28 protein-coding genes, 3 tRNA genes and 1 pseudogene are annotated in these 26,770 nt (G+C 63.8%); 12 read left to right on the top strand and 20 right to left on the bottom strand.

Annotation, left to right across the window (positions count from 1 at the left end):
- From BVH01_RS24535 to BVH01_RS19150, 4 genes and pseudogenes are all read left to right on the top strand, one after another.
- The coding region (locus tag BVH01_RS24535; protein WP_218189117.1) for an IS3 family transposase at positions 1-295 on the top strand (295 nt) is incomplete at its 5' end.
- 30 nt (positions 296-325) lie between these two features.
- Positions 326-784: pseudogene (locus BVH01_RS19155) on the top strand (tyrosine-type recombinase/integrase); the annotation flags it as partial.
- Entirely contained in the window at positions 781-951 is a 171-nt protein-coding gene (locus BVH01_RS25025; RefSeq protein ID WP_139317876.1) for a YhfG family protein, read from the top strand. The pseudogene BVH01_RS19155 and the gene BVH01_RS25025, both read left to right, overlap by 4 nt.
- Complete coding sequence (locus BVH01_RS19150; RefSeq protein WP_075931828.1) at positions 951-1,547, top strand: putative adenosine monophosphate-protein transferase Fic; 597 nt, start codon at positions 951-953, stop codon at positions 1,545-1,547. The genes BVH01_RS25025 and BVH01_RS19150 overlap by 1 nt, the downstream gene beginning before the upstream one ends.
- A gap of 83 nt (positions 1,548-1,630) precedes the next feature.
- On the opposite strand, the gene BVH01_RS19145 is transcribed toward BVH01_RS19150, so the two are convergent.
- The 11 genes from BVH01_RS19145 to BVH01_RS19095 form a co-directional block, all read right to left on the bottom strand.
- Positions 1,631-1,707, bottom strand: a tRNA-Met gene (locus tag BVH01_RS19145).
- Between the two features lie 116 nt (positions 1,708-1,823).
- On the bottom strand, positions 1,824-3,536 hold the full coding sequence (locus BVH01_RS19140; protein ID WP_075931827.1) for a sensor domain-containing diguanylate cyclase: 1,713 nt from the start codon (positions 3,534-3,536) through the stop codon (positions 1,824-1,826).
- 166 nt (positions 3,537-3,702) lie between these two features.
- Positions 3,703-4,803, bottom strand: coding sequence for a redox-regulated ATPase YchF (ychF, locus tag BVH01_RS19135; protein ID WP_075931826.1), 1,101 nt, complete (start codon positions 4,801-4,803; stop codon positions 3,703-3,705).
- A gap of 34 nt (positions 4,804-4,837) precedes the next feature.
- The gene (pth, locus tag BVH01_RS19130) at positions 4,838-5,428 is read right to left on the bottom strand and encodes an aminoacyl-tRNA hydrolase (protein ID WP_075931825.1); all 591 of its coding nucleotides are present in this window, start codon (positions 5,426-5,428) and stop codon (positions 4,838-4,840) included.
- 39 nt (positions 5,429-5,467) lie between these two features.
- On the bottom strand, positions 5,468-6,094 hold the full coding sequence (locus tag BVH01_RS19125) for a 50S ribosomal protein L25/general stress protein Ctc (RefSeq protein ID WP_075931824.1): 627 nt from the start codon (positions 6,092-6,094) through the stop codon (positions 5,468-5,470).
- 112 nt (positions 6,095-6,206) lie between these two features.
- Positions 6,207-7,148, bottom strand: coding sequence for a ribose-phosphate pyrophosphokinase (locus tag BVH01_RS19120; RefSeq protein ID WP_027906044.1), 942 nt, complete (start codon positions 7,146-7,148; stop codon positions 6,207-6,209).
- Positions 7,149-7,192: 44 nt separating this feature from the next.
- Positions 7,193-7,267 (bottom strand) — tRNA-Gln (locus BVH01_RS19115).
- 59 nt (positions 7,268-7,326) lie between these two features.
- Positions 7,327-7,401: transfer RNA gene (locus tag BVH01_RS19110), tRNA-Gln, on the bottom strand.
- 25 nt (positions 7,402-7,426) lie between these two features.
- Positions 7,427-8,302: a 4-(cytidine 5'-diphospho)-2-C-methyl-D-erythritol kinase gene (gene ispE / locus BVH01_RS19105; protein ID WP_075931823.1), complete on the bottom strand. Its 876-nt coding sequence runs from the start codon at positions 8,300-8,302 to the stop codon at positions 7,427-7,429.
- 168 nt (positions 8,303-8,470) lie between these two features.
- Positions 8,471-9,091, bottom strand: a complete 621-nt coding sequence (lolB, locus tag BVH01_RS19100) for a lipoprotein insertase outer membrane protein LolB (protein ID WP_075931822.1) — start codon at positions 9,089-9,091, stop codon at positions 8,471-8,473.
- Positions 9,091-10,821, bottom strand: a complete 1,731-nt coding sequence (locus tag BVH01_RS19095; protein ID WP_075931821.1) for a lipopolysaccharide assembly protein LapB — start codon at positions 10,819-10,821, stop codon at positions 9,091-9,093. Before BVH01_RS19095 ends, lolB begins: the two co-directional genes overlap by 1 nt.
- A gap of 275 nt (positions 10,822-11,096) precedes the next feature.
- On the opposite strand from BVH01_RS19095, the gene hemA reads away from it, so the two are divergent.
- From hemA to BVH01_RS19065, 6 genes are all read left to right on the top strand, one after another.
- Positions 11,097-12,377, top strand: a complete 1,281-nt coding sequence (gene hemA / locus BVH01_RS19090; protein ID WP_075931820.1) for a glutamyl-tRNA reductase — start codon at positions 11,097-11,099, stop codon at positions 12,375-12,377.
- Between the two features lie 10 nt (positions 12,378-12,387).
- A complete protein-coding gene (prfA, locus tag BVH01_RS19085; protein ID WP_075931819.1) occupies positions 12,388-13,470 on the top strand; it encodes a peptide chain release factor 1 in 1,083 nt (360 codons plus the stop codon).
- A gap of 87 nt (positions 13,471-13,557) precedes the next feature.
- On the top strand, positions 13,558-14,391 hold the full coding sequence (gene prmC, locus BVH01_RS19080) for a peptide chain release factor N(5)-glutamine methyltransferase (RefSeq protein ID WP_075931818.1): 834 nt from the start codon (positions 13,558-13,560) through the stop codon (positions 14,389-14,391).
- Positions 14,384-15,151: a molybdopterin-synthase adenylyltransferase MoeB gene (locus BVH01_RS19075; protein WP_075931817.1), complete on the top strand. Its 768-nt coding sequence runs from the start codon at positions 14,384-14,386 to the stop codon at positions 15,149-15,151. The genes prmC and BVH01_RS19075 overlap by 8 nt, the downstream gene beginning before the upstream one ends.
- Positions 15,144-15,941: a glutamate racemase gene (gene murI / locus BVH01_RS19070; protein WP_075931816.1), complete on the top strand. Its 798-nt coding sequence runs from the start codon at positions 15,144-15,146 to the stop codon at positions 15,939-15,941. Before BVH01_RS19075 ends, murI begins: the two co-directional genes overlap by 8 nt.
- A 117-nt stretch (positions 15,942-16,058) precedes the next feature.
- Positions 16,059-16,577, top strand: coding sequence for an acyloxyacyl hydrolase (locus tag BVH01_RS19065; protein ID WP_075931815.1), 519 nt, complete (start codon positions 16,059-16,061; stop codon positions 16,575-16,577).
- 72 nt (positions 16,578-16,649) lie between these two features.
- Here BVH01_RS19065 and BVH01_RS19060 read toward each other — a convergent pair whose 3' ends face one another.
- From BVH01_RS19060 to BVH01_RS19025, 8 genes are all read right to left on the bottom strand, one after another.
- Positions 16,650-16,967 carry a YkgJ family cysteine cluster protein gene (locus BVH01_RS19060; protein ID WP_075931814.1) on the bottom strand — a complete coding sequence of 106 codons (318 nt, stop codon included), beginning with the start codon at positions 16,965-16,967 and terminating at the stop codon, positions 16,650-16,652.
- A 40-nt stretch (positions 16,968-17,007) separates the two neighbouring features.
- Positions 17,008-17,505, bottom strand: coding sequence for a DUF2878 domain-containing protein (locus tag BVH01_RS19055; protein ID WP_075931813.1), 498 nt, complete (start codon positions 17,503-17,505; stop codon positions 17,008-17,010).
- A 78-nt stretch (positions 17,506-17,583) separates the two neighbouring features.
- Positions 17,584-18,354, bottom strand: a complete 771-nt coding sequence (locus BVH01_RS19050) for an SDR family oxidoreductase (protein ID WP_075931812.1) — start codon at positions 18,352-18,354, stop codon at positions 17,584-17,586.
- Entirely contained in the window at positions 18,351-19,799 is a 1,449-nt protein-coding gene (gene phrB / locus BVH01_RS19045; RefSeq protein ID WP_075931861.1) for a deoxyribodipyrimidine photo-lyase, read from the bottom strand. The genes BVH01_RS19050 and phrB overlap by 4 nt, the downstream gene beginning before the upstream one ends.
- A gap of 11 nt (positions 19,800-19,810) precedes the next feature.
- The gene (locus BVH01_RS19040) at positions 19,811-20,755 is read right to left on the bottom strand and encodes a MerR family transcriptional regulator (protein ID WP_075931811.1); all 945 of its coding nucleotides are present in this window, start codon (positions 20,753-20,755) and stop codon (positions 19,811-19,813) included.
- Positions 20,752-21,720, bottom strand: a complete 969-nt coding sequence (locus BVH01_RS19035; RefSeq protein ID WP_075931810.1) for a DUF523 and DUF1722 domain-containing protein — start codon at positions 21,718-21,720, stop codon at positions 20,752-20,754. The genes BVH01_RS19040 and BVH01_RS19035 overlap by 4 nt, the downstream gene beginning before the upstream one ends.
- Before the next feature lie 131 nt (positions 21,721-21,851).
- Positions 21,852-22,079 (bottom strand): TIGR02450 family Trp-rich protein, encoded by a 228-nt coding sequence (locus BVH01_RS19030; protein ID WP_075931809.1) that lies wholly within the window; start codon positions 22,077-22,079, stop codon positions 21,852-21,854.
- On the bottom strand, positions 22,076-23,068 hold the full coding sequence (locus BVH01_RS19025) for an NAD(P)/FAD-dependent oxidoreductase (protein ID WP_075931808.1): 993 nt from the start codon (positions 23,066-23,068) through the stop codon (positions 22,076-22,078). Before BVH01_RS19025 ends, BVH01_RS19030 begins: the two co-directional genes overlap by 4 nt.
- 412 nt (positions 23,069-23,480) lie before the next feature.
- On the opposite strand from BVH01_RS19025, the gene BVH01_RS19020 reads away from it, so the two are divergent.
- Entirely contained in the window at positions 23,481-24,380 is a 900-nt protein-coding gene (locus tag BVH01_RS19020; RefSeq protein ID WP_075931807.1) for a TIGR01777 family oxidoreductase, read from the top strand.
- Between the two features lie 54 nt (positions 24,381-24,434).
- Positions 24,435-25,457 carry a ferrochelatase gene (hemH, locus tag BVH01_RS19015; RefSeq protein ID WP_075931806.1) on the top strand — a complete coding sequence of 341 codons (1,023 nt, stop codon included), beginning with the start codon at positions 24,435-24,437 and terminating at the stop codon, positions 25,455-25,457.
- Between the two features lie 35 nt (positions 25,458-25,492).
- Here the strand turns inward: hemH and BVH01_RS19010 are convergent, their stop codons facing one another.
- A complete protein-coding gene (locus BVH01_RS19010) occupies positions 25,493-26,770 on the bottom strand; it encodes a uracil-xanthine permease family protein (protein WP_075931805.1) in 1,278 nt (425 codons plus the stop codon).

The following is a 26,770-nucleotide window of genomic DNA, read 5'->3' as shown; positions in this document are numbered from 1 at the left end:
CTCGGATCGTGGCAGCCAATACTGCGCGTACGATTACCAGGCCTTGCTGCGGCGACATCGCATCGTGCCCAGCCATTCGCGCCCGGGGAACTGCTGGGACAACGCAGCGATGGATAGCTTCTTTCGTTCGCTGAAGACCGAGCGGGTGTACCTGACCCGCTACGCCAGCTACCAGGAGGCGAAAACCGACCTGTTCGACTACATCCGTTTTTACAATCACCGCCGCCGCCACTCGACACTGGGCTATCTCAGTCCGATGGAATTTGAGCGGCGAAATACGAGCAGTCGCTCTTAACTGCCTGTCCACTAGCTCCGGGACAGACCACGTTGGGATGAAGCCGAAAGCCTGGCTCGGGCAGAGGTGCGCAATGGTCAGGTGCGGTTTGTACGTACCAAGAACGGGAAGGGGCGATCAGTGCCTATCCCGGCTGAGCTTGAAACGCTGATATTGGAGCGGGGTTACCCTGGATCTGGCCGGCTGTTCGGCCCCTGCCGTGGCGCTTTCCGCAAAGCCTATGAGCGCACCGGGTTGCATACGCCTGGGCAGCTGACTCACATCCTGCGGCACACGTTCGCCAGCCACTACATGATGCAGGGAGGGAACATCCTTACCTTGCAGCGCATCCTGGGTCATGGCGATATCAAGATGACCATGCGCTATTCGCATCTGGCGCCTGATCACTTCGCCACTGCCTTGACCCTTTCACCACTTGGGTTACTGAGCCAGAATGAAGGGCAATCCGCTATAATCATCGCTGGCGAAACGAATGAGGCAATCCTATGACAGGTGTATCTTTGCAAGCCAAGAGGGCTTACTGCGCTAAGGCCCGCCGGTCGAACTACACGGCCAGCCTGCGCCTTGAAGGGTTCAATACGACCCAGGCCGATGCCGAGCGTAAGCTCCCGACTCGTGAGGCTGCTCTGAACGCTGCGCGGTCTAGTCAGGCCTGATGCTCGACAAGTACGGTGTCGGGCAGGATCCTTACTGTTATCCAGGCACCGGTGTTCTACGTAATCGTCTTGGCCTGACTGACGATAGCGCTCTCCATCAGGCTGAGCGCAACCTTTCTGAAATCGCTGCCAGCCAGCTGGACTTCGACCTCCCTCCCTACGACCTCGCTTACCTGCAGCGTATACACCGGCATCTGTTCGGCGACGTTTACGATTGGGCGGGTGAATTGCGCACGGTCGATATCTCGAAGGGTGGAACGCATTTCTGCAATGTGACCCGCATCGAGGCTGAATTCACCAAGCGGCTCAAGCAAGTAGCTTCAACTGGCTGGTTCGAGGAGATGGCTCGCCCGGATCTGGTCGTTGCGGCTGCAGAACTGTACGGCGATCTGAATATCATCCACCCGTTTCGCGAGGGCAATGGCCGGGCTCAGCGGATTCTGTTCGAGCACCTGATCATCAACGCGGGCTATCAGGTCGACTGGTGGGGCGTAGGTGAGGCCGAATGGATTCAGGCAAACATCGACTCGGTGGTTTGCGACTATCGCGCAATGACCGCCATTTTCGAACGCTGCATTGGTGAGCCCATCGCCTGATGATGGCGGGACAAGAAAGGGACAGTTTGGGGACACCCCATAAACAAAAAAGGGCTTACCTTTCGGTAAACCCTTGTTTTGTTTGGTGGCTACGCAGGGACTTGAACCCCGGACCCCAGCATTATGAATGCTATGCTCTAACCAGCTGAGCTACGTAGCCGAGTGGCGCGCATTTTCCTTATCTGTCGGTGGGGTGTCAAGCCCTGAGGCAGAATAAATTTACGAACTTTCAACCGCTTAGGCGCCTGGCCCGGTTTTTCTCCTGCTGCGGCTCCCTCAATTGATCTCCACGCGATTGCGACCATTCTGCTTGGCGCGGTAGAGCGCTTTGTCGGCGCGGCTGAAGGCGGTGTCTGGGGTGGAGTCCTGTGGCGTCAGTTGGGTGAGGCCGATGCTCAGGGTCAGGTGGATTTCCTCACCGTCGACGCGCAGCGGCTGGCTGGCCAGGGTGTGTTGCACGCGGCAGGCGAAGTCGCGCGCCGGGAAGCTGCCGGCGCCGCTGAGCAGCACGGCGAACTCTTCGCCGCCGACGCGGCCGGCCAGGTCGCTGGTGCGCAGTTGGCTGCGCAGGATGTCGCTGAAATGGCGTAGGGCGCGGTCGCCGATGCCGTGGCCCCAGCGGTCGTTGACCAGTTTGAAGTGGTCCAGATCGCACATCAGCAGGCTCGACACGCTCATATCCCGACGCTGGATGCGCGCCAGTTCGCTGCCCAGGTAGGCCATGAACACGCGCCGGTTGGCCAGTTGGGTGAGGGCATCCATGGAGGCGAATTCGTGCAGTTCGCGTTCGAAGCGCTTGCGTTCGGTGATGTCGGTCACCACGCCGTGCCAGGCGATGCTGCCGTCCGCTTCGCGCTGTGGTCGCGCTTCCCCCAGGCGCCAGCGCAGGCCCTGCCGAGGCAACTGCACGCGGTATTCGACGTGCCAGTTGGAGAAGGCTCGCTCGGCCTCCTTGCGCGCGGTGTTGTAGACGGCGAGGTCGTCGGGGTGCACGCAGTGATGGATGATTTCCGGGTCGTGCAGCAGTTGCTCCGGGGTGACTTCGAAGATATCGCGCACGCCGGCGCTGACATAGGTGAAGCAGCCACTGCCGTCGCGGTAGCTGCGGTATTGGAAGACCACGCCGGGTACCTGGTCGGTCAGCCGGGTGACCAGTTCAACGCTGTGCTGCAGGCGCTCGGCGAGTGATCGCAGGTTGCTGATATCGGTAGTGGTGCCGAGCATGCGCAGGGCATTGCCTTGCGCGTCGCGGGCGACCACCTTGCCGCGGCTGCACACCCATTTGTAGCTGCCATCGCGGCAGCGCAGGCGATGCTCCACTTGGTACTGCTCGGTCTGCCCGCTGAAGTGCGCCTGCATCGCTTGCTGCACATGCTCCAGTTCGTCGGGGTGAACGCGAGCGTAGCTGTCCTCGATGCGCGTGCTGATCTCGTCTTCGGCATAGCCGAGCATGGCTTTCCAGGCGGTGGAATAGTGGATTTTCCCACTGAGCAGGTCTCGATCCCAGATGCCGGTGCCGCTGCCCTGAATGGCCAGGGCCATGCGGTTTTCTTCCAGCGAGGCGTCGTCGGTCGGCGTTTGGGTGAGCAACCGGGCAGCGCTGTCGGCGATGTCCTGCAGTGTGCTCTGCAAGATGGTGTCGATCGCCTGGGCCGCCGCATCGGCCAAGTAGAGCACGCCGAGGCAGTCGCCGGCATCGACACGTAGCGGGTAGCCGATAAAGCAGCCGAGCGAATGATGCGGATGAGATAGGCCCAGGCGTGCGTCTGGCACGATGAGTGGTGACTGGCCGAGTCGCGTGCGAATGAGCAGAGGCTGCAGGGCTTGCCGGAGGGTAGCGGGCTGCGGTGGGTCGAGTTGCAGGGTGTCATCGCCGGTGGCGATGCCGCAGAGGCCGAAGCCGCTCAGGCGGCCGGCAAGGCGCAGCAGCGCAGCGAATCGCGCTGATGGAAGGCTGACCGAAGCAGAACACGGGGTGTCGGGTTTCACGGTACAGCGCCTGCTGGGGAGGGCAGGGTCAGTATACTGCTGCGCGGCGCGATGCATAGGGCGATGCTGGCAAAAAGCCGTATCGCAGGCCGCGATGTACAACTCTCGTACTGCAGAAACAACGAAGCCGCGTTGTTCGCGCGGCTTCGTTCGTTACGGCAGAGGCTTAGACGTTAAAGCGGAAGTGCATCACGTCGCCGTCCTTGACGATGTATTCCTTGCCTTCCAGGCGCCATTTGCCCGCTTCCTTGGCACCGGCTTCGCCCTTGTACTGGATGAAGTCGTCGTAGGCGATGACTTCGGCACGGATGAAGCCTTTCTCGAAGTCGGTGTGAATGGCGGCAGCGGACTGCGGGGCGGTGGCGCCGACCTTGACGGTCCAGGCGCGCACTTCCTTCACGCCGGCGGTGAAGTAGGTCTGCAGGTTGAGCAGCGAGTAACCGGCGCGGATCACGCGGTTCAGGCCGGGCTCGGTCATGCCCATGGTTTCCAGGAACATCTGCATCTCTTCCAGATCGTCCAGTTCGGCGATCTCGGCTTCGATCTTGTTGCACACCGGCACGACGATGGCGCCTTCTTCCTCGGCGATCGCTTTCACCACGTCCAGGTGCGGGTTGTTCTCGAAACCGTCTTCGGCGACGTTGGCGATGTACATCACCGGCTTGGTGGTCAGCAGGTGGAAGGTCTTGGCCAGGCGCTTCTCGTCGTCACCCAGGTTCTTGAGCAGGCTGCGCGCCGGCTTGCCTTCGGTGAAGTGCGGGATGAGCTTTTCCAGCAGCGCCTTCTGCGCCACGGCTTCCTTGTCGCCGCCCTTGGCGGTACGGGCGACGCGCTGCAGTTGCTTCTCGCAGCTGTCGAGGTCGGCCATGATCAGCTCGAGGTCGATGATCTCGATGTCGCGCTTGGGGTCGACGCTGTTGGCGACGTGGATGACGTTCTCGTCTTCGAAGCAACGCACCACATGGGCGATGGCGTCGGTCTCGCGGATGTTGGCGAGGAACTTGTTGCCCAGGCCTTCACCTTTCGAGGCGCCGGCGACCAGGCCGGCGATGTCGACGAACTCCATGGTGGTGGGGATCACGCGCTCGGGCTTGACGATCTCGGCCAGTGCGTCGAGGCGTGGGTCGGGCATTGGCACGATGCCGCTGTTCGGCTCGATGGTGCAGAACGGGAAGTTCTCAGCGGCGATGCCGGACTTGGTGAGGGCATTGAACAGGGTGGACTTGCCGACGTTGGGCAGGCCGACGATGCCGCAGTTGAATCCCATGGTGTATCCCTCGCGCCAATGGCGGTAGATGAAATTAGAGAGTGGCTTTCTGGCTGTGCAGCTTGCGCATCGCTACCGTCCAGTCACCGGCGAGTATTTCCAGGAGGACGCCCAGGGCGAAGTCGATGCTGGTATCCAGTAGCTCCTGCTCGCCACGCGGCGCGCGGCCGAGTACGAAGTTGGAGACCATGCTGGCGTGCCCGGGGTGGCCGATGCCAAGCCGCAGGCGGTGGAAATTGTTCTGGTTGCCGAGCTGGGCAATGATGTCGCGCAGCCCGTTATGCCCGCCGTGCCCGCCACCCTGTTTGAGTTTGGCGACGCCGGGAGGCATGTCGAGTTCGTCGTGGGCCACCAGGATTTCTTCGGGTTTGAGCTTGAAGAAATTCGCCAACGCCGCCACGGACTGGCCGCTGCGGTTCATGAAGGTGGTGGGGATGAGCAGACGAACTTCGCGGCCCTGGTGATTGAACTTGCCCACCAGGCCAAAATACTTGCGATCAACGCTGAGATTGACGCGCAGGCTTTCCGCCAGGCGCTCAACGAAAAGGGCCCCTGCATTGTGCCGGGTCTGGTCGTATTCGGGGCCCGGGTTACCCAGGCCAACGATCAGTTGTACGGCAGTCATACAGGAGCCCTTTCTTGAAGCAGGCGTAGCGAGCCGGAATTACTCGGCGGTGCTTTCGCCTTCGCCTTCAGCTGCGTCTTCTGCACGAACGCGCGGCAGGTGAACGCTGGCAACCGGCAGATCGCTACCGTGGGCCAGAGCAACCAGCTCAACGCCTTTCGGCAGTTTGATGTCGGACAGGTGAACGGTCTGGTCCAGATCAACGTTGGCGAAGTCGACTTCGATGAACTCCGGCAGGTCTTTCGGCAGGCAGGAGACTTCAACTTCGTTCAGCGAGTGCAGAACTTCACCGCCTTTCTGCTTCACGCCAACGGAGGTAGCTTCGTTGATGAAGTGCAGCGGAACGTGTGCGGTCAGTTTCTGGCCGGCCACCACGCGGATGAAGTCAGCGTGCAGAACGAAGCCTTTGGCCGGGTGGCGCTGCAGGGCTTTGATCAGAACGTTTTCTTTCTTGCCGTCAACGGTCAGGTTCAGCACGTGGCTGAACGCAGCTTCGTTTTCCAGCAGCTTGGCGAAATCCTTGGCAACCAGGCTGATGGACAGGGGAGCCTTGTCGCCACCGTAGATCACGGCAGGAACCAGGCTGGCGTTACGACGCAGGCGGCGGCTCGCACCTTTCCCCAGGTCGGAACGCGCTTCGGCATTCAGGGTAAATTCAGCAGTCATTTCACTTCTCCAGAATAACCAAACCGCCCGTTACGCTTGCGACCAGCGGCGGGGCGGTTCGGTGAAAGGCCTGGCCAGGTGGCCAGGCATGTTTCGTCAGGGGCGTTCCGGGTTAGCGGAACATCGCACTGATCGATTCTTCATTGCTGATGCGGCGTACCGCTTCAGCCACAACCGGCGCGATGTCCAGTTGACGAATACGCGAACAGGATTGCGCGGCGGCGGACAGCGGGATGGTGTTGGTCACCACCAGTTCGTCCAGTACCGAGTTCTCGATGTTCTCGATGGCACGACCCGACAGCACCGGGTGCGTGGCATAGGCGTACACCTTGGCAGCGCCGTGTTCCTTCAGAGCCTTGGCCGCGTGGCACAGGGTGCCGGCGGTGTCGACCATATCGTCGACCAGGATGCAGGTACGACCTTCCACGTCACCGATGATGTGCATCACTTCGGAGTGGTTGGCCTTTTCACGACGCTTGTCGATGATCGCCAGATCGACGCCCAGGCTCTTGGCCACGGCGCGAGCACGCACCACGCCGCCGATGTCCGGGGATACGATCATGAGATTGTCGAAGCGTTGATCTTCGATGTCGTCGACCAGTACGGGCGAGCCGTAGATGTTGTCGACCGGGATATCGAAGAAGCCTTGAATCTGATCCGCGTGCAGGTCGACGGTGAGAACCCGGTCGATGCCTACCACGGTGAGCATGTCGGCCACGACCTTGGCGCTGATTGCCACGCGAGCGGAGCGCGGGCGGCGATCCTGGCGGGCATAGCCGAAGTAGGGGATGACTGCAGTGATTCGAGTCGCTGAGGAGCGGCGGAAGGCATCTGCCATCACGACCAGTTCCATCAGGTTGTCATTGGTTGGCGCGCACGTCGGCTGAATCAGAAAAACGTCCTTACCGCGGACGTTCTCGTTGATTTCGATCATGATTTCGCCGTCGGAGAATTTACCGACCGAGGCATCACCGAGGGGAATGTGCAGCTGACGAACGATACGTCGCGCCAGATCGGGGTTAGCGTTCCCCGTAAAGACCATCATCTTGGACACGCGCAGTACCTGCCGGCTGAGGGTAACCTGGATGAGTATAAAAATGGCAGGGGCGGCTGGATTCGAACCAACGCATGCCAGGATCAAAACCTGGTGCCTTACCGCTTGGCGACGCCCCTGTATCGTGTGTGACGCAATGCTGCTCAATTCGGTAGTACGAGCCACCCTTGGGTGGTTATGGCAGGGGCGGCTGGATTCGAACCAACGCATGCCAGGATCAAAACCTGGTGCCTTACCGCTTGGCGACGCCCCTGTAACGTATAACCGATGCTACGCATTCACTTCCTGGCCAGTTCTTGCAGCTTGCGGTGCAACATCGAAACGTTGGCACCCTGCGCAACAAAACTTGGCAGTGTGGCTGGAAGTTGGCGGGCGACTTTATCAGCATCGTCCCGGTTTGGGAAGCTCCCAAACACACAAGCTCCAGTGCCGGTCAATCTTGTCGGAACAAATTTGTTCAGCAAGATCAGCGCGTTACGAACAGCTGAGTAACGCTTCTCGACGACCGGCTGGCAGTCGTTACGACCACCCCCCTCAAGAAGGCTGCGAACTTTAATGGGCGGCGTATCGCGTGTCAACTCAGGGTCGGAGAAAACTTCTGCTGTGCTGACAAGCACTTGCGGTACGGCGACGAGAAACCAGGGCTCCGGCAGCTCGACCGGTGTGAGTTTTTCGCCAATACCTTCGGCGAAGGCCGCGCGGCCGCGCACGAAGACCGGTACGTCGGCGCCCAGGCCGAGGCCCAGGGCCGCCAGGCGATCCTCGCCCCAGCCCAGTTGCCACAGGTGATCGAGGCCGAGCAGGGTGGTCGCCGCATCCGAGCTGCCACCGCCGATGCCGCCGCCCATGGGCAGGCGCTTGTTCAGCCAGATGTCCGCACCCAGGCGAGTGCCGCTCTGCTGCTGCAACTGTTTGGCGGCGCGCACGATCAGGTTGCTGTCGTGGGGCACGCCGTCGATTGCGGTATGCAGGCGGATCACGCCGTCCTCGCGACTCCTGAAGCCCAGTTCGTCACCGTAATCGAGAAACTGAAACAGGGTCTGCAGCTCGTGATAGCCGTCGTCGCGGCGCCCGAGAATGTGCAACATCAGGTTGAGCTTGGCCGGTGCCGGCAGAGTCAGCTCGGCGTCAGCAGGAATGGCGTGAGTCGTCATGGGGCAATGGCTGGCAAGAGGGGATAAGAGAGTCGCGCAGGCTAGCGCAGCCCGTAGCCCGGGTCGAGCGCAGCGACACCCGGGAGTTTGGTCCTGGGTATCGCTGCGCTCAACCGCAGGTTGCGGCGCGGGAATTGCGAGTGTGAAAGTCGCGCGATACGGGAGCGATTACTGACCGAGGTGGCGCGGCTGCCAGTCCTTGATCACCAGGGTTACCTGGATATCGTGACCTTCCAGGCGCAGGCGCTCAGGGAGCCAGTAGCCGTCTTGCTCGGCGTAGCGGGTGTAACTGACTTCCCAGCCATCCTGGCTCAATTGCGCCAGGCGGCTGTCGGCATCCAGGGTGATGCGGCTCTTGCTGTCCGGTGCAGGCAGTCCGCGAATCCACCACAGCAGATGCGAGACGGGCAGGTTGAGGCCCAGTCTTTGCTGCAGCAACTCTTCCGGGGATTCGGCCTGGTAGCGCCCCTGGTTGGCGACCTCCAGCTCGACCTTGCCAGGGCGACCGGTCAGGCGCGCCGCGCCGCGGCCGAGCGGGCCGGAGAGGCGGATATCGGCGTAATCCTGGCGCTGCAGCCAGAACAGCGTGCCGCTGCCCGAGTCACGCGGGGCGCGGATGCCGACCTTGCCGTTGATCTGCCAGCCATCGAGGGTGCTGATCTGTTGCTTGTGCGCCTGCCAGCGAGCCGGGTCGCCAAGGCCCTGTTCCAGCGCCTCGCGGGTGGACAGGCCGGAACAGCCAGCCAGCAGGGTGACCAGGGCGAGTACGAGAAGGGGGCGAAGCGACATCAGGGTTTCTCCGATCCGGTCAGGCGCTGCACGGTGCTGCGCAGAATTTCACTCTCGGGTTGTTCTTTCAGAGCGTCGCGCCAAACCTTGCGGGCTTCGCGCTGTTTGCCCTGGGCCCACAGCGCTTCACCCAGGTGGGCGGCAACTTCGTGGTCCGGGAAGCGTTCGAATGCCTGGCGCAGCCACTTCTCCGCGTCGGCCAGGTTGCCGAGGCGATAGTTGGCCCAGCCCAGGCTGTCGAGGATGGCCGGGTCTTCCGGATTGATGTCATGGGCTTTCTGGATCAGCTCCAGGCCTTCCTGATGGCGATCGGTGCGGTCGACCAGGGTGTAACCCAGGGCGTTGAGGGCCATGGCGTTGTCCGGCTCGCGCTCGAGGATCAGGCGCAAATCGCGCTCCAACTGCTTCAGGTCGCCGCGCGGTTCGGCCAGCATGGCGCGGGTGTAAAGCAGGTTGATGTCACCCGGGTACTGCTTGAGCGCCTGCTGGATGAGATCCCAGGCTTGGTCGGGCTTGCTTTGCTTGGACAACGACTCGGCTTCGATCAGATAAAGCTGCAGGGCGTAGTCCGGCTCGCTGTCACGAGCTTCGGCCAGATGCCGGGAGGCCTCGGCGCCGCGGCCATTGGCGACCAGCAGATCGGTCATGCGTGCCTGGGCGGGCAGGTAGTCGGTGCCGCCGCCGACCATCGAGTAGGCGAGCAGCGCTTCGTCCACTTCACCCAGGGCTTCGTGAGCGCGACCGAGGTTGTACTGGGCGGGATCCACATGGGCGTCGCGCTGGATCAGTTCTTCCAGGTAGACGATGGCTTCGCGCCAGGCTTCGGCCTCCAGGCATACCAAGGCCAGGGAAAAACGCAGGTCGTCATCTTCGGGGAATTGCTGCAGCAGCGATGAGAACTCGCCGCGGGCTTCGTCCATGCGGCCCAGCTCGACCAGTTGCCGGGCGTAGGTCAGGCGCAGGCGTTTGTCGCTCGGGTTGCGTTCCATACCCTTTTTGAGCAGCGGGAGTGCTTCTTCACCGCGGCCGAGGCTTTGCAGCAGGCGCGCTCGCAGCAGCAGCGGGGCGGACTGGTCCTGCTTGGCTTCGCTGGTCTCCAGCAGTTTGAGGGCTTCCTCGGCGCGGCCGTCCTGCTGCAGCAACAGTGCCTTGCCGAACAGCAACTGGCCGTCGTTCGGGTACTTGCCGAGCAGGCGGTCGAAGCTTTGCAGTAGGCCGGCACGAGTGTCGGGGTCGGTTTCCGCGGCAGACAGCGCGAGGAAATCGAAATGGGTGTTGCCTTGGCGCTGGCGCACGCGCTCCATGTAGGTCATGGCTTCGTCGTAGCGGCCGGCGCGAGCCAGCTGCACGGCGGCGGCGCGCTGGGCATCGACCTCATCGGGTGCGTTCTTGGCCCAGACCAGTGAGGTCTCCAGGGCTTCCTGCTCGGCGCCCAGGTATTCGGCGATACGGAAGCCGCGCTCGGCGACGCCGGCATCCTGGGTCGCATTGGCCTGCTGCACGTAGTTGCTCAGGGCGATGTCGAAGCGGTTGCGCTGGCCGGCCAGCTCGGCGGTCAGCAGCGCCAGCAGCGTTTCCTGGCTGAACGAGCCGTAGGTTTCCGGCGCCTTGGCGGTTGCCTCGGTGCCCGGTTCCTCAACGGGAACGCTACCGTCCGGTGTGGACGGCGCAAAAGTCTGACAACCACCCAGCAAGGCCAGGGCGGTGAGCAACGCGATGGGTCTATTCATAAGAGGAAATGCGACTAACCTGCGGTTTTGGCCATCATGACACAAGCCGTTGGGCAAGCCCATGGGGCAGCCCGTGTGTCCTGGCGATGTGGGGTTGGACTGCCGAAGCCCGGGTGGGTTGCATCCAATCCAGGCGCACGCTCGTGGTGCCGGAAAAGTCGTTCTCATCGTTGGTCATCGGTCATGGCTATCGGCGCGATGCACGGTGCGATGGTTGTCCTGCACCGGCCGAAGTAGGACAATTGTCGGCTTCCAACCCCCTGTCAGCGACGTGCATGGCCTTTATCGCCCTCGGTATCAACCACAAGACCGCTTCGGTGGATGTTCGCGAGCGCGTGGCTTTTACTCCAGAGCAGCTCGTAGAGGCGTTGCAGCTGCTTTGCCGTGATACGCCGAGCCGCGAAGCGGCGATCCTGTCGACCTGCAACCGCAGCGAGCTGTACCTCGAACAGGACGGCCCAGGCGTCGAGGCGGTACTCGGCTGGCTGGCCGATTACCACCATGTGAGCGTCGAAGAGCTGCGTGCCTGCGCTTATATTCACGAAGACGATGCGGCCGTTCGTCACATGATGCGCGTGGCCTCCGGCCTCGATTCCATGGTGCTCGGCGAGCCACAGATTCTTGGTCAGATGAAATCGGCTTTCGCCGTGGCCCGCGAGGCCGGCACCCTCGGCCCGCTGCTGGGGCGCCTGTTTCAGGCCACTTTCAGCACCGCCAAGACCGTGCGCACCGATACCGCCATCGGCGAGAACCCGGTGTCGGTGGCCTTTGCCGCCGTCAGCCTGGCCAAGCAGATCTTCGCCGACCTGCACCGCAGCCAGGCACTGCTGATCGGCGCCGGCGAGACCATCAGCCTGGTGGCCCGCCACCTGCACGACCAAGGCATCAAGCGCATCGTGGTCGCCAACCGCACCCTGGAGCGTGCGAGCAGCCTGGCCGAGCAGTTCGGTGCCCACGCCGTGCTGCTGTCCGACATTCCCCAGGAGCTGGTGCACAGCGATATCGTCATCAGCTCCACCGCCAGCCAGCTGCCGATCCTCGGCAAGGGCGCGGTGGAAAGCGCCCTCAAGCAGCGCAAGCACAAGCCGATCTTCATGGTCGACATCGCCGTGCCGCGTGACATCGAGCCTCAGGTCGGCGAGCTGGATGACGTGTACCTTTATACCGTCGATGACCTGCACGAAGTCATCGCCGAAAACCTCAAGAGTCGCCAGGGCGCGGCCCAGGCCGCCGAGGAACTGGTCGCCGCCGGCACCGACGATTTCATGGCGCGCCTACGCGAGCTGGCCGCCGTCGATGTGCTCCGCGCTTATCGCCAGCAGGCCGAGCGCCTGCGCGACGACGAACTGGCTCGAGCCCAGCGCATGCTCGCCAATGGCGCCGCCGCCGAAGACGTACTGGCCCAGCTGGCCCGGGGCCTGACCAATAAGCTGCTGCACGCGCCCAGCGTGCAACTGAAGAAATTCTCCGCCACCGGGCGCATCGATGCGCTGGGCGTGGCTCAGGAGCTGTTCGCCCTCGACGAAGGCGCGTCGTCCGGCTTGGTCAATAAATAGAAGGCATGCAATGAAAGCTTCGCTGATCAACAAACTCGACCTGCTGCAGGACCGCTTCGAAGAGGTCACGGCGCTGCTCGGCGACGCCGAGGTGATCACCAACCAGACCCAGTTCCGCGCTTACTCCAAGGAATACGCCGAGATCGAGCCGGTGATCGTGGCGTTTCGCGAGTTTCGCAAGGTGCAGGCCGATCTCGAGGGCGCCCTGGCGCTGCTCAAGGACAGCGACCCCGACATGCGCGAAATGGCCGAGGAGGAAGTCGACACCGCCCGTGCGCGCCTCTCCGAGCTAGAAGACAGCCTGCAACGCATGCTGCTGCCCAAGGACCCCAACGACGGACGCAACGTGTTCCTCGAAGTGCGCGCCGGTACCGGTGGCGACGAGGCGGCGATCTTCGCTGGCGATCTGTTTCGCATGTATTCGCGTTACGCCGAGAAGCAGGGCTGGCGCGTCGAGGTGCTGTCGGCCAACGAAGGCGAGCACGGCGGCTTCAAGGAAGTGATCGCCCGGGTCGAGGGTGACAACGTGTTCGGCAAGCTCAAGTTCGAGTCCGGCGCACATCGTGTGCAGCGCGTGCCGGAAACCGAGTCCCAAGGCCGTATCCACACCTCGGCGTGCACCGTCGCGGTGTTGCCCGAGCCGGACGAGCAGATGGCCATCGAGATCAATCCGGCAGACTTGCGTGTCGACACCTACCGCAGCTCCGGCGCCGGCGGTCAGCACGTCAACACCACCGACTCGGCGATTCGCATCACCCACATTCCCACCGGCACCGTGGTCGAGTGCCAGGAAGAGCGCTCCCAGCACAAGAACCGCGCCAAGGCCATGGCCTGGCTGGCGGCCAAGCTCAAGGATCAGCAGGACGCGGCAGCCCACAAGGAAATCTCCGACACCCGCAAGCTGCTGGTCGGCTCGGGTGATCGCTCCGAGCGCATTCGCACCTACAACTTTCCGCAAGGGCGAGTGACCGACCACCGCATCAACCTGACCCTGTATTCCCTGGGTGAAGTGATCGCCGGCGGCGTCGATGCGGTGATCGAGCCGCTGCTCGCCGAGTACCAGGCCGATCAACTGGCCGCGTTGAGCGATTGATCGGAACGTTGGGTGGAGCGGGGCACGTCGCTGCCCGCTTCTCATCCACCCACGCTGCCAGCGCCCCGACCGTCCAGGAAGCTAGCCATGGCCACTATCGAATCCCTGCTCAATAGCGTCGCGCTGCCCGACTCGCCCACGCCACGCCTGGACGCCGAGCTGCTGCTGGCCCACGCCCTGGGCAAATCGCGCAGTTACCTGCGCACCTGGGCCGACCATGAGGTGGAAGGCGTAGCCGCCGATGCATTCAACGCCAGCCTGGCGCGTCGACGTAACGGTGAGCCGGTCGCCTATATCCTCGGTCGTCAGGGGTTCTGGAGCCTGGATCTGGACGTCGCGCCCCACACCCTGATCCCGCGCCCGGACACCGAGCTGCTGGTGGAAACCTCGCTGGCGCTGCTGCCCGGTGGCCCGGCCAGGGTGCTCGACCTGGGCACCGGCACCGGCGCCATCGCCCTGGCGTTGGCCAGCGAACGGCCGGTCTGGCAGGTCACCGGCGTCGACCGGGTGGATGAAGCCGTGGCGCTGGCCGACGGAAATCGCGCCCGGCTGGGCCTGGCGAATGCTTCGTTCCGCCCGAGCCACTGGTTCGCGGCGCTGGCTGGCGAACGCTATGGGCTGATCGTCAGCAACCCGCCCTATATCGCCAGCGACGATCATCACCTGGGCGAAGGCGACGTGCGGTTCGAGCCGAGTAGTGCGCTGGTCTCCGGCGTCGACGGGCTGGACGATATCCGCCTGATCATCGATCAGGCGCCGGCGTATCTGGCCGCGCCCGGCTGGCTGCTGCTCGAACACGGTTTCGATCAGGCCGAGTCGGTGCGCGAATTGTTGAGCCGGCGCGGCTTCGTCGAGGTTCACAGCCGCCTTGATCTCGCCGATCATGAGCGCATCAGCCTGGGGCGGTGGCCACATGAATGAACACCTGAGCGACGAGGAACTGCTGCGTTACAGCCGGCAGATTCTGCTCTCGCAGATCGATGTAGACGGCCAACTGCGCCTCAAGAGCAGCCGCGTGCTGATCGTCGGCCTTGGTGGCCTAGGCTCGCCCGTGGCCCTGTACTTGGCGGCGGCCGGTGTGGGCGAGCTGCACCTGGCGGACTTCGACAGCGTCGATCTCAGCAACCTGCAGCGCCAGGTCGCCCACGACACCGCGAGCATCGGTCAGAGCAAGGTCGACTCGGCACTGGCGCGACTCGGCGCACTCAACCCCCAGGTCACGCTGCGCGCCCATCGTCAGGCCCTGGATGCCGATTCTTTGGCCGCTGCCGTGGCGACGGTCGACCTGGTGCTCGACTGCTCGGACAACTTCACCACCCGCGAAGCCGTCAACGCTGCTTGCGTGGCTGCGCGTAGGCCGCTGGTCAGTGGCGCGGCGATCCGCTTGGAAGGCCAGTTGTCGGTATTCGATCCGCGCCGCGAAGACAGCCCCTGCTACCACTGCCTGTACGGCCATGGCAGCGAAGCCGAGCTGACCTGCAGCGAAGCCGGCGTGGTCGGGCCGCTGGTCGGCCTAGTCGGCAGCCTGCAGGCGCTGGAAGCGCTGAAGCTGCTTGCCGGCTTCGGCGAGCCCCTGGTCGGCCGCTTGCTGTTGATCGACGCCTTCGGCTCGCGCTTCCGTGAGCTGCGGGTAAGGCGCGACCCGGCTTGCGCCGTATGCGGGAGTGCCGCCGATGCGTGACGCGCCGATCGGAGTGTTCGATTCCGGCGTTGGCGGGCTCACGGTACTGCGGGAAATTCGCGCCTTGCTCCCCGATGAACGGCTGTTCTACGTGGCCGACAGCGGCCACGTGCCTTATGGGGAAAAAAGCCCCGAGTACATTCGCGAGCGCTGTCGGGTCATCGCTGCCTTTCTACTCGCGCGCGGCGCCAAGGCGCTGGTGCTGGCGTGCAACACCGCGACGGTGGCGGGGGTCGGCGAACTGCGCATGCTGTATCCGCAACTGCCGATCGTGGCCATGGAGCCGGCGGTGAAACCAGCAGCGGCAGCGACGCGCTCCGGCGTGGTCGGCGTGCTGGCCACCACCGGTACGCTGAAGAGTGCGCGCTTCGCCGCCTTGCTCGATCAGTTCGCCAGCGATGTGCGGGTGGTCACGCAGCCTTGCCCGGGGCTGGTCGAGCTGATCGAGGCCGGAGATCTGAACGATCCGGCCCTGCACGCGCTGCTGCGCGGTTACGTCGAGCCGTTGCTGGCCGAGGGTTGCGACACGCTTATTCTCGGTTGCACTCACTATCCCTTCCTGCGGCCGCTGCTCGAACAGTGGCTGGATTCGTCGATCAGCCTGATCGACACCGGCGCGGCGGTCGCCCGGCAGCTGCAACGGCTGCTGGCCAGTCGCGATTTGCTGGCTGCCGGGCCGCGTGGTGCCGATGGGTTCTGGTGCAGCGGTGAGCCATTGGCCATGCAAGGTGTATTACCGCAGCTGTGGGGCAGTGCCGAGCAGGTGAATTCATTGGTCGAGAATATTTAATCGGCCATACGCTATTAAATATTTCTAGAACCACCGGAACTTGTCTAAAGTCTGTAACGATGAGTTTCACAATGCCGCACTTAAAAAACTAATAAGTTCCTCTACAAGGATGCTCCAATGAAGAAGCTGATGGGCTTGGCCGCTGCAGTTGCGTTGTCTCTTGGATCGGTTACAGCCGCTCAGGCAACGGGGCTGACCTTTTCCGTGGGTCAGTCTGGTGATTCCACCATGGTTTATCGCCTTGGTGCACAGTTCGATTTCAACAGCCGCTGGTTCGAAAGCAGCGTCGGTCATCTCGGTGGCTACTGGGATGCCGGTTACACCTACTGGCAGGGCGACGATACCGCCACCAATCACAGCGTTTCGTTCGCACCGGTATTCGTTTACGAATTCGCCGGGCAGACCGTCAAACCCTATCTGGAAGCTGGTATCGGGGTCGCGGCATTCTCCAGCACGCGCCTGGAGTCCAACGATCTGGGTTCGTCGTTCCAGTTCGAAGACCGCATCGGTGCTGGCCTGCGTTTCGCCGGTGGGCATGAAGTGGGTATCCGTGCGATCCACTATTCCAACGCCGGTATCAAGCAGCCCAACGATGGCGTCGAAGCTTACTCGCTACACTATCGCCTCAACTTCTAAGTTAGGCGCATCAAAAGAACCGGGCGTTGGCCCGGTTTTTTTATGCATGGCTTCATGTATGTATAAGTGTACTTAGCGATATATCGTGTCGAGGCCGCGGCGCTCTTCCAGGCATTCGGGCGCGCCCATTTCGAACTCGCGACAAATCAATGGCCGTACTTCATAAATGGTACAGCGCATGGTGTCGCGATCCAGCGCGGCGCACCAGCCGTCGTCGAGGCGGCGCATCACCTCTGCGCCCCATTCGTCGCTGTCGATGAAACGTTCGGGCACACCGGTATCGGTGATCAGCATCACTTCCAGCTGGCAGCAGCAGGCTGCACAGGTGCTGCACGTGACGGGGGCATCGTCGGCGAGCTGGGTGTGGGGAATATGGAGCGCGTTACTCATCCGCCTAGTCTACGCCAGGCGGGCTCACCACCGAGGGATTTCAAGCCGGCCGGTCGGTATACAGCCTGGCAAAGCCTTGCAGCAGCGGCAGCATGGCTGCCCAGATTGCCGCAAGTAGCGCCAGGGTGGCGGCATTGCCGTAGGGCAGGCGAACCAGGCCAAGCCACAGGCTGGCGCTGTAGGTGAGCAGCGCCAGTGTGGCGCCGAGCAGGCTGGCGCGCCACCAGGGGCGAGCCGTCCAGGCCAGGCAATGGCACAGGGTGGTGCCGATCAGCAGCCAGATGAGCGCCTGCCGCAGCGGAATCAACTGGCGCGGCTCGCCGAAGTCGAACATCCCAAGCTGCAGCAGAAAACTCTCCACCGCGCTGCCGAACAACAAGGCGCTCATCAGCAGTTTGCCTTCGCGCTGCCAGTTACCGATCCAGATCAGGTGCGCCAGCAGTGCCGTCGCTACGCCCCACAGCCACAGGCCGCCGCCAAGCAGGCAGGCAAGCCAGCCAGCGATGAACAGCAGGGCGTTGAGGAGGTTTCTAGACACAGGGCGGCATCCGGTGGCGGCAGACAAAGGGCGCCGATGGTGCCTGGGCGGGTAATGCCGGCGCAACCCTGGGGCGTGTCAGGACATGTCCCGCTCGCCACGGACCAGGCGCCTGCCCAGGGCCAGTTGCAGGCGAGCGGGTAGCCTTCCCAGCAGGCCGAGTGCAGCGATGAACGGACCTGGAAAGGCGATTTCCAGTGGCCGGGCATCGAGCCGCTTGGCGATATGTCGGGCGGCCTTGTGCGCGGACCAGCGCATGGGGGTGGAGAAGCCGCTGCTTTCCGACTGCGCCGTGTCGACGAAGCCCGGCGTGACCACGGTAACGGCGATGCCTTCCTGGGCGAGATCCACCCGCAGGGATTCGAGCAGGTAGCGCAGCGCCGCTTTGGAGGCGCCGAAGGCACCCGCGCCCGGCAGCGGCAGATAGGTGACCGCGCTGGCGACGCCAACCAGGTGCGGCGACTGGCCACGGCGCAGCAGCGGCAGGGCCGCGACCATGCAGTGGCTGGCCGAGAACAGGTTGCCGCGCATCACCCGCGCCAGGGCGTCGGCCCCGAAGTTGCTGGCGTCGACATGTTCGTAGACGCCGGCATTGAGTATCGCGCAGTCCAGCGCGCCCCACCGTTCGGTAAGTTGGGCGGCGATGGCGTCCACCTCGCTGGCTTCACCCAGGTCGCCCGGCAGCACCAGCACCCGGCCGGGAAAGCGCTCGGCCAGCGCCTGCAAGGGCTCCTCGCGACGAGCGCTCAGGGCAAGACGATGGCCATCGTTCAGCAGGCGCTCGGCCAGGGCGTGGCCGATGCCACTGCTAGCCCCGGTCAGCCAGATGCGCCGGCTGAACGCGCTCATGACGCCTCGCCGGCCGAAGGCAGGTTCTTGAAGGCATCCAGCGCGCGCTGGCGACTGGCACGCAGGTCGACGATCGGTTTGGGATAATCCACACCGCCGCCAAACAGGCTGGCTTGGCTCTTGCTGCCGGCGTGCGGGTCGTGAATCGCCTTGTCACTCAGCGAGGCCAGTTCGGGCAGCCATCGGCGGATGAAGCGACCGTCCGGGTCGAAGCGCTGCGACTGGCTGATCGGGTTGAAGATACGGAAATAGGGCACCGAGTCGGTGCCTGTCGAGGCGCTCCACTGCCAGCCGCCGTTGTTGGCGGCCAGGTCGCCATCGATCAGGTGGCGCATGAAGAAGCGCTCACCTTCGCGCCAGTCGATCAGCAGGTTCTTGGTCAGGAACATCGCCACCACCATGCGCAGGCGGTTGTGCATCCAGCCGGTTTCCAGCAACTGGCGCATGGCTGCGTCGATGATCGGAATACCGGTGCGGCCTTCCTGCCAGGCCTGCAGATCCTTGCCGGCGTTGCGCCAGGGCAGTGCTTCGGTTTCCGGGCGGAAGGCACGGCTCATGGAGACGTGCGGGTAGCCGACCAGAATGTGGGCGTAGAACTCGCGCCAGATCAGCTCGTTGATCCAGGTGACGGCGCCCTGGCTGCCGCTTTCGAACTCGCCGCTGTTGGCGTTCAGCGCTGCGTGCAGGCACTGGCGGGGCGACAACACGCCAGTCGCCAGGTAGGCTGACAGTTGGCTGGTGCCGGGGCGGATGGGGAAGTCGCGGTTGTCGTGGTAATCCTCGATCCACTCGTCGGCGAAGCGCTGCAGGCGTTCGCGGGCGGCCTGTTCACCGGCAGGCCAGGCATCGCGTAGCGTCTGGCTGGGCGCCTCGAAACCCTTGACCTGATCGGGCAGCTTGTCGGCCGCGATCTCCAGCTTGCCCTGCGCCTTTGGCAGCGCCATCAGGGTGGGCAGGGTCGTGTGCAGACGTTGATAACAGACGCCACGAAACTGGCTATAGACCTTGAAGTAGGTGCCGGTGCGGGTCAGTACGCTGCCCGGTTTGAACAGCAGGCGGTCGAGATGGCTGTGAAAGTTGATCCCCAACTCGTCCAGCGCCGCCCCAACGGCTTGGTCGCGACGGCTTTCATTGACCCCGTATTCCTCGTTCACGTGCACGGCTGCAGCGCCCAGTTCCTGGGCCAGCTTGCCGAGCACCTTGGGCGCCGTGCTCCAGTCATCCGCTTCGCGAACCAGCAGCGGCACGTTGAGGTGCCGCAGCTCGCGGCTCAATTCAGCCAGGTTGCGCAGCCAGAAATCCACCTTGCACGGCGCATCGTCGTGTCGTTGCCACTGGTCAGGGCTGAGCAGGAATACCGCAACCGTCGGCCCGGCCTGCATGGCGGCGGCCAGAGCGGTGTTGTCGGTGACACGCAGATCGGTTCGAAACCACCTCAGTTGCAGCATGGGACGTCCTATTCGAGCAGATGACGATCTGCGAGGTATTGCAGTGCCGCCAGCGGGTCGGCGGCCACGGTGACATCCGCCGAAGCGGGCGCGCGGGTGACCAGTTGTTCGGCCTCCTGCTGATCCTCGATGCCGATCAGCACACAGGGCACGCCATGGTCGCCCAGCCACTGCTGCAGCGTGGATTGGGCGCTGGTGTTGGAGTCGGCCTCGCAGAACAGCAACAAGGCGCGCGGGCGACGGCGACGGATGGCCAGGGGCAGCTCATCGAGGGGCATCGGCCCGTCGAAGGCGTCCACCGGGCAGCCAGCGGTGCCGATCAGCCAGGCGCACAGCCACAGCTGCGGCGACATCGGCGACTGGCACAGGTTGATCAGCATCAGCGGCTGGCCCTGATGCTGGCGGTTGTCGTGGTAGACCCGCGCGCCAAGCTTGCTGCGCAGCCAGCTGTGCAGGAACAGGCGCTCGGTAGCCGCGCCGGGCAATTGAGGCCAGCGTGCTTCGAGGGTCACCAGGAGCGGCAGCAGAAGGTGCTGGCAAAGGATCTGCACCGGATAGAGCGCGAGTTCGGCGTTGAAGCGTTCGTCCAGCTGTCGCTCGTCCAAGGTGTGGATGGCATCACACAGGCGGTCGCGCTTTTCCTGCCACTGCGAAGCCTGTTCGGCGGGCAGCGGTTGGTCAGCGCGCAGCAGGCTTTTCACCTGGCCGACGGAGACCCCGCGGTTCAGCCAGCCGAGTACGGTCTGGATGGTCTGCACCTGTTCCGGGGAATACAGGCGGTGGCCCTTGGCGGTGCGGTGCGGCACGATCAGCCCATAGCGGCGCTCCCAGGCCCGCAGGGTCACCGGATTGACGCCGGTGATGCTGGCCACGTCGCGAATCGGCCGGTAGCCGGCGGCGACCAGGTCCTGCGTGGTGCTGGCGCCCGGCTCGCTGGAGGTCGACCGGCTCATAGCGCGTTTCGCAGGCTGAGGTTTTCCGGGTGCGGTTGCAGGTAGACCTGCTGGGCGATATAGCGATCAGGGTGCAGGCGAAAATGGTGCTTGAGCAGGGTCAGCGGCACCACCAGCGGAACGATGCCCTTTCGATACTGGCTGATCAACTGCTGCATTTCCTGCTTTTCTTCAGCGCTGAGGGCGCCCTTGAGGTAGCCGCTGAGGTGCTGCAGCACGTTGCTGTGGGTACCACGGGTGGCGCAGCGCTTGAGTGCGGTCATCAGTTCGGCGATGTAGCGGGTTGCCAGCTCGTCGAGATCTTGCGCGGAGAGATCGCTCAGCAGCCGCCCCAGGCGCTTGTAGCGCAGCGGGTCGGTGGCCATCAGCAGGTACTTGTGGCGGGCGTGGAATTCGATCAACTTGCCGCGGGTAAGCCCCGATTCGCACAGTACCTGCCACTGCGAATAGGTGAACACGCGGGTCAGGAAGTTCTCGCGCAGCACCGGGTCGTTGAGCCGGCCTTCTTCCTCGATCGGCAGGTTAGGGTGCCGTTCGGCGAGCACCCGGGTGAAGATGCCACGGCCCTTCGGCTCGCTGGGATGGCCATTGTCTTGATAGACCTTGACCCGCTCCAGCCCGCACGACGGCGACTGCTGCATGACGATGTAGCCGCTGATGGCCGGCAGCTCGGCCGCGACCTGTTCGGCGTAGGCTGCCAGGGCGTCGGTGTGATCCTGATCGGGGTGAACGGTACCGATGGCGCGGGGCGCGGCAGGGTCGCCCACCAGGCGAATCGGTTCGCGCGGCGTGCCCAGGCCGATGGCGACCTCGGGGCAGTAGGGCACGAAGTCGAAGTACTCGCTCAGTTGATCCAGGCACAATCTGGATGCCTTGTGCCCGCCGTTGTAGCGAACTTCGGCCCCCAGCAGGCAGGCGCTGACGCCGAGCGTGGGTTTTCTGCGGTGGAGCGGGCTGAGGAGCATGGCACACCTTAAAAATGAACTTGTACAAAAATTTGTGTATGTACAGGTTTATTTCATCTTAAGCCTGATCTTGTACAAGTCAAATTTCGTGTACAGGGTCATAGTCATAGAGCCGTTCGCCGCCGGCAGGTTCAACGCCATCCCATCAGCCATTGCTCGGCATTCTGTAGCTGACGCCAGTCCAGGCGCTGGGAGCGCTTGCTGAGCACCGCCTGCAACTCTACTTGCAGCACGGTGCCTTCTTCATCGCAGAACAGCTCGGTAACCAGAAAGTGCTTTTCGCGGTTCTGCGGCCTGGCGGCGGTCCACTTCGACAGCAGCAATTTGCGCGGCGTCAGCCGGTGTCTCGCGCCGTTCATTGGTTATGGGCGATCAGTTTGCGGGCCGCTTCCTGGCCGCTCAGCCAGGCGCCTTCTACACGGCCGGACAGGCACCAGTCGCCGCACACGTAGAGGCCCAGGTCGGCGTCGGCCAAGGCGCCCAGCTGATGGGCACCGGACGGGCGCGCATACAGCCAGCGATGGGCCAGGCTAAACACGGGGGCGGGCACGGCGCAGCCGATCATCTCCGCGAAGGCACCATGCAGTTGCTCGATCACCTGCTCCTTGGGCAGGTCCAGATGCTGGCGGCTCCAACTGCTGCTGGCGTGTAGCACCCAAGTGTCCAGAGTAGCGTCGCGGCCAGGCTTGCTGCGGTTGCGCGCGGTCCAGTCGAGTACCTCGTCCTGCACGAAGCAGCCTTCGAGCGGCGTGTTCAATGCCTCTTTGAACGCCAGGGCGACCGCCCAGGTCGGCTCCATGCTGACGCCCGCTACGGTACCTGCCAGCTTCGGTGCCGTGGCCAGGAGCGCGCTGGCCTGCGGTGCGGGCGTGGCGATGATCACCTGGGCGAACGGGCCGTGGCTTTCGCCGTCGGCATCGAGCAGATGCCAATGCTGCTCGCCGCGGAACACCTCGGTGATGCGGCAGGAAAACTTCACCGGCAAGGCGCCGAGCATGGCGCGGGTGATGGCGCTCATACGCGGGTTGCCGACCCAGCGCACCTGCTCGTCGGCCGACGGGCTGAGCACGCCATTGGCATATTGATAAAGGCTGGGCGTCCATTGCTCGACCCAACCACGGGCTTGCCACTGGGCCACGGTGGCGGCGAAGCGCCGGTCCCGGGCAGTGAAATACTGGGCGCCGAGATCCAGCGCGCCAGCGTCGCTGCGTTTGCTGGCCATGCGGCCGCCGCTGCCACGGCTCTTGTCGAACAGTTGTACGGGGAAACCGGCGGCGTGGAGCGCTTCGGCAGCGGACAGGCCGGCGATACCGGTGCCAATGATGGCGATGGGGGCTGTGCTGGTCATGTTTACCTCACCTGCTGTCGAGTCGCCGTGACTGCCTGTCGTCGACTCGCTGGGCCTCAGGCTACGCCTCGAACACTGCCCAGACAATGTACAGTCCATGCATGGGCGCCGGCAGTATCTGCAGCCAGGGCATCTATTCTTCAGAATAGGCGCGCACGGCAATAGTTTCCCCCGTTTGTGTCGGCTGCGGGGCGAGGCGCGGATTGTTCTTGAGCAAGGTTGACCGACACGTGTCGAACATTCAGAACCTACTCACGATCTGCTGCGCGTCGGCCCTACTGCGTTAAAAACAGGCTCGGAATGCTCATTTACAGCTCGTAAACTCCGCTTCCTCGCCTGTTTTTGCCTTGTATGGCTCTAGCTCGCGAGATCGTGAACAGGTTCTTAGACACAGCATAACGAGGAGTCTGCCATGCATATTCTGATCACCGGCGGCACTGGCCTGATCGGCCAGGCGCTCTGCCACCAGTGGGCTGCACAGGGCCATCAGCTGACCGTGTGGAGCCGGCGACCCGAGCAGGTGCCGGTGCTGTGCGGCACCGCCGTGCGGGGCGTGGCACGCCTCGAGGACATCGGTGACGAGCCCCTCGATGCGGTGGTCAACCTGGCCGGCGCGCCCATCGCTGACCGGCCCTGGAGTAAGGCACGCAAGCAACTGCTGTGGGAGAGCCGTATCGGGCTTACCGAGCGCCTGGTGACCTGGCTGCAGGGCCGCGAGCAGAAACCAGCGGTGCTGTTGTCCGGTTCGGCAGTCGGCTGGTATGGCGCCGCTGGTGAGCACATCATCGACGAGCAGGCCAAGCCCGGCGCCGATTTCGCTGCCCAGCTGTGTATCGCCTGGGAGGAGAGTGCCCAGCAGGCCGAGGCGCTGGGCATCCGCGTGGTGCTGCTGCGCACCGGCCTGGTGCTGGCCAAGGAAGGTGGCATGCTCAAGCGCATGGCCACGCCATTTCGTTTCGGCCTTGGTGGGCGCATCGGCAGCGGACGCCAGTGGATGCCATGGATTCACATCGCTGACCAAATCGCCCTGATTGATTTTCTCTTGCAGCATGAGCAGGCGCGCGGTCCTTATAATGCCTGCTCGCTGCATCCGGTGCGCAACGCCGAATTCGTCAAGGAGCTGGGCCACGCCGTGCACCGGCCGACCCTCATAGTGCTGCCCGCATTTGCCCTGCGGGCCGGCCTGGGGGAAATGTCGCTGTTGCTGCTTGGTGGTCAGCATGCGCTGCCGGTCAGGGCGCAGGAGGCGGGTTTCGAGTTCCGCTTCACCCGCCTGGATGTGGCGCTGGTCGACCTGTTGAGTCTTCATTAACACCTGTTCGCGATCCGGGTGGGTCCTGATCGTGGCACCTTCAAGGGATATTGCATGACCGATCACGCCTTACTTCTGGTCAACCTCGGCTCGCCGGCGTCCACCGAAGTCGCCGATGTACGCAGTTATCTCAATCAGTTCCTGATGGACCCCTACGTGGTCGACCTGCCCTGGCCACTGCGACGCCTGCTGGTTTCGCTGATCCTGATCCGTCGGCCGGCGCAGTCGGCCCACGCCTATGCCTCGATCTGGTGGCCGGAGGGCTCGCCGCTGATCGTGCTCAGCAAACGCCTGCAGGAAGCGATGAAGAGCCAGTGGACCCATGGGCCGGTGGAACTGGCCATGCGTTACGGCGAGCCGTCACTGGATACCGTGTTGACCCGCCTGGCCGGGCAGGGCATCACCCAGGTCACCCTGGCGCCGCTGTACCCGCAGTTCGCCGACAGCACCACCACCACGGTGATCGAAGAGGCCAAGCGCGTGGTGCGCGAGCGCAAGCTGCCGATCCGCTTCTCGATTCTGCCGCCGTTCTTCCAGGACCCGGATTACATCGAGGCTCTGGCCGACAGCGCCCGACCGTATCTGGAAAAGGATTTCGATCACCTGCTGTTGAGCTTCCACGGTTTGCCGGAGCGCCACTTGCGCAAGCTCGACCCGACCGGCCACTGCCTGCGCGGGCCCGACTGTTGTCGCACGGCGTCGCCCGAGGTGCTCGCCACCTGCTACCGCGCCCAGTGCATGCGCAGCGCCGAAGCCTTCGCGACGCGCATGGGCCTGCGCCCGGAGCAGTGGTCGGTGTCGTTCCAGTCGCGGCTTGGCAAGGACAAGTGGATCGAGCCCTATACCGAGGCGCGTCTCGATGAACTGGCCGCCCAGGGCGTGAAGAAGCTGCTGGTCATGTGCCCGGCGTTCGTGGCCGATTGCATCGAGACCCTGGAGGAAATTGGTGACCGTGGCCGCGAGCAGTTCCAGGAAGCGGGCGGCGAAAGCCTCGAGTTGGTGCCTTGCCTGAACGATCACCCGAGCTGGGTGGCGGCGCTCAAGCGGCTCTGCGAGCGAGCCCCGCAGAGCTTGTAAAAAAATGCCCGGTTAGAACCGGGCATTTTTCTTTCTCAGATATCGGGCGCTTCGTCGGCACTTTTCTTCTTCCAGCCGTCATTGCCGGGCAGGATCAGGTTCAGGGCGATGGCGACGATGGCGCACAGGGCGATGCCCTTGAGGCCGAAGTCATCCGGGCCGTCGCCGGTGCCGATCAGCACGCCGCCGATGCCGAAAACCAGGGTGACCGAGACGATCACCAGGTTGCGCGCTTCGCTGAGGTCGACGCTGTGGCGGATCAAGGTGTTCATGCCCACCGCGGCGATGGAGCCGAACAGCAGGCACAGGATGCCGCCCATCACCGGCACCGGAATGCTCTGCAGGATCGCGCCGAACTTGCCGATGAACGCCAGGGTAATGGCGAAGATCGCCGCCCAGGTCATGATCTTCGGGTTGTAGGCCTTGGTCAGCATCACCGCGCCGGTGACTTCGGCGTAGGTGGTATTGGGCGGGCCGCCGAACAGGCCGGCTGCCGAGGTGGCCAGGCCGTCGCCGAACAGGGTGCGATGCAGGCCCGGCTTCTTCAGGTAGTTCTTGCCGGTCACGCTGCCTACGGCGATCACCCCGCCGATGTGTTCGATGGCCGGCGCCAGGGCCACCGGTACGATGAACAGGATCGCCTGCCAGTTGAACGCCGGCGCGGTGAACGCCGGTACCGCCAGCCAGGGCGCGTCGGCCACGTGGCTCAGGTCCAGGGCGCCGAAATAGATCGACAGGGCGAAGCCCATCAGGATGCCGGAGATGATCGGTACCAGGCGGAAGATGCCACGGCCGAACACGGCGACGATCAGCGTGGTCAGCAGGGTCGGCATGGAGATCCACATCGCCGTGCTGTAGGGCAGCAGCACGCTGCCGTCACCGGCCTTGCCCATGGCCATGTTGGCGGCGATCGGCGCCATGGCCAGGCCGATGGAAATGATCACCGGGCCGATCACCACCGGCGGCAGCAGACGGTCGATGAAACCGGTGCCCTTGATCTTCACGGCCAGGCCGAGAAAGGTGTAGACGAAGCCCGCCGCGACCACGCCGCCCATGGTTTCCGCCAGGCCGAACTGGCCCTTGGCGAGAATGATCGGGGTGATGAACGCGAAGCTCGAGGCCAGGAACACCGGTACCTGGCGGCCGGTGACGATCTGGAACAGGATGGTGCCCAGGCCCGCGGTAAACAGCGCCACGTTGGGATCCAGGCCGGTGATCAGCGGCATCAGCACCAGCGCGCCAAAGGCTACGAAGAGCATCTGCGCGCCGGACAGCACCTGCCGCCACAACGGGTCGTTGAATTCGTCGCGCAT

Origin of the sequence: Pseudomonas sp. PA1(2017), assembly GCF_001945375.1 — a bacterium.
Taxonomy (GTDB): Bacteria; Pseudomonadota; Gammaproteobacteria; order Pseudomonadales; family Pseudomonadaceae; genus Aquipseudomonas.
The sequence above is the reverse complement of the archived record's forward strand: the minus strand, read 5'-3'. Positions and strand labels throughout refer to the sequence as shown.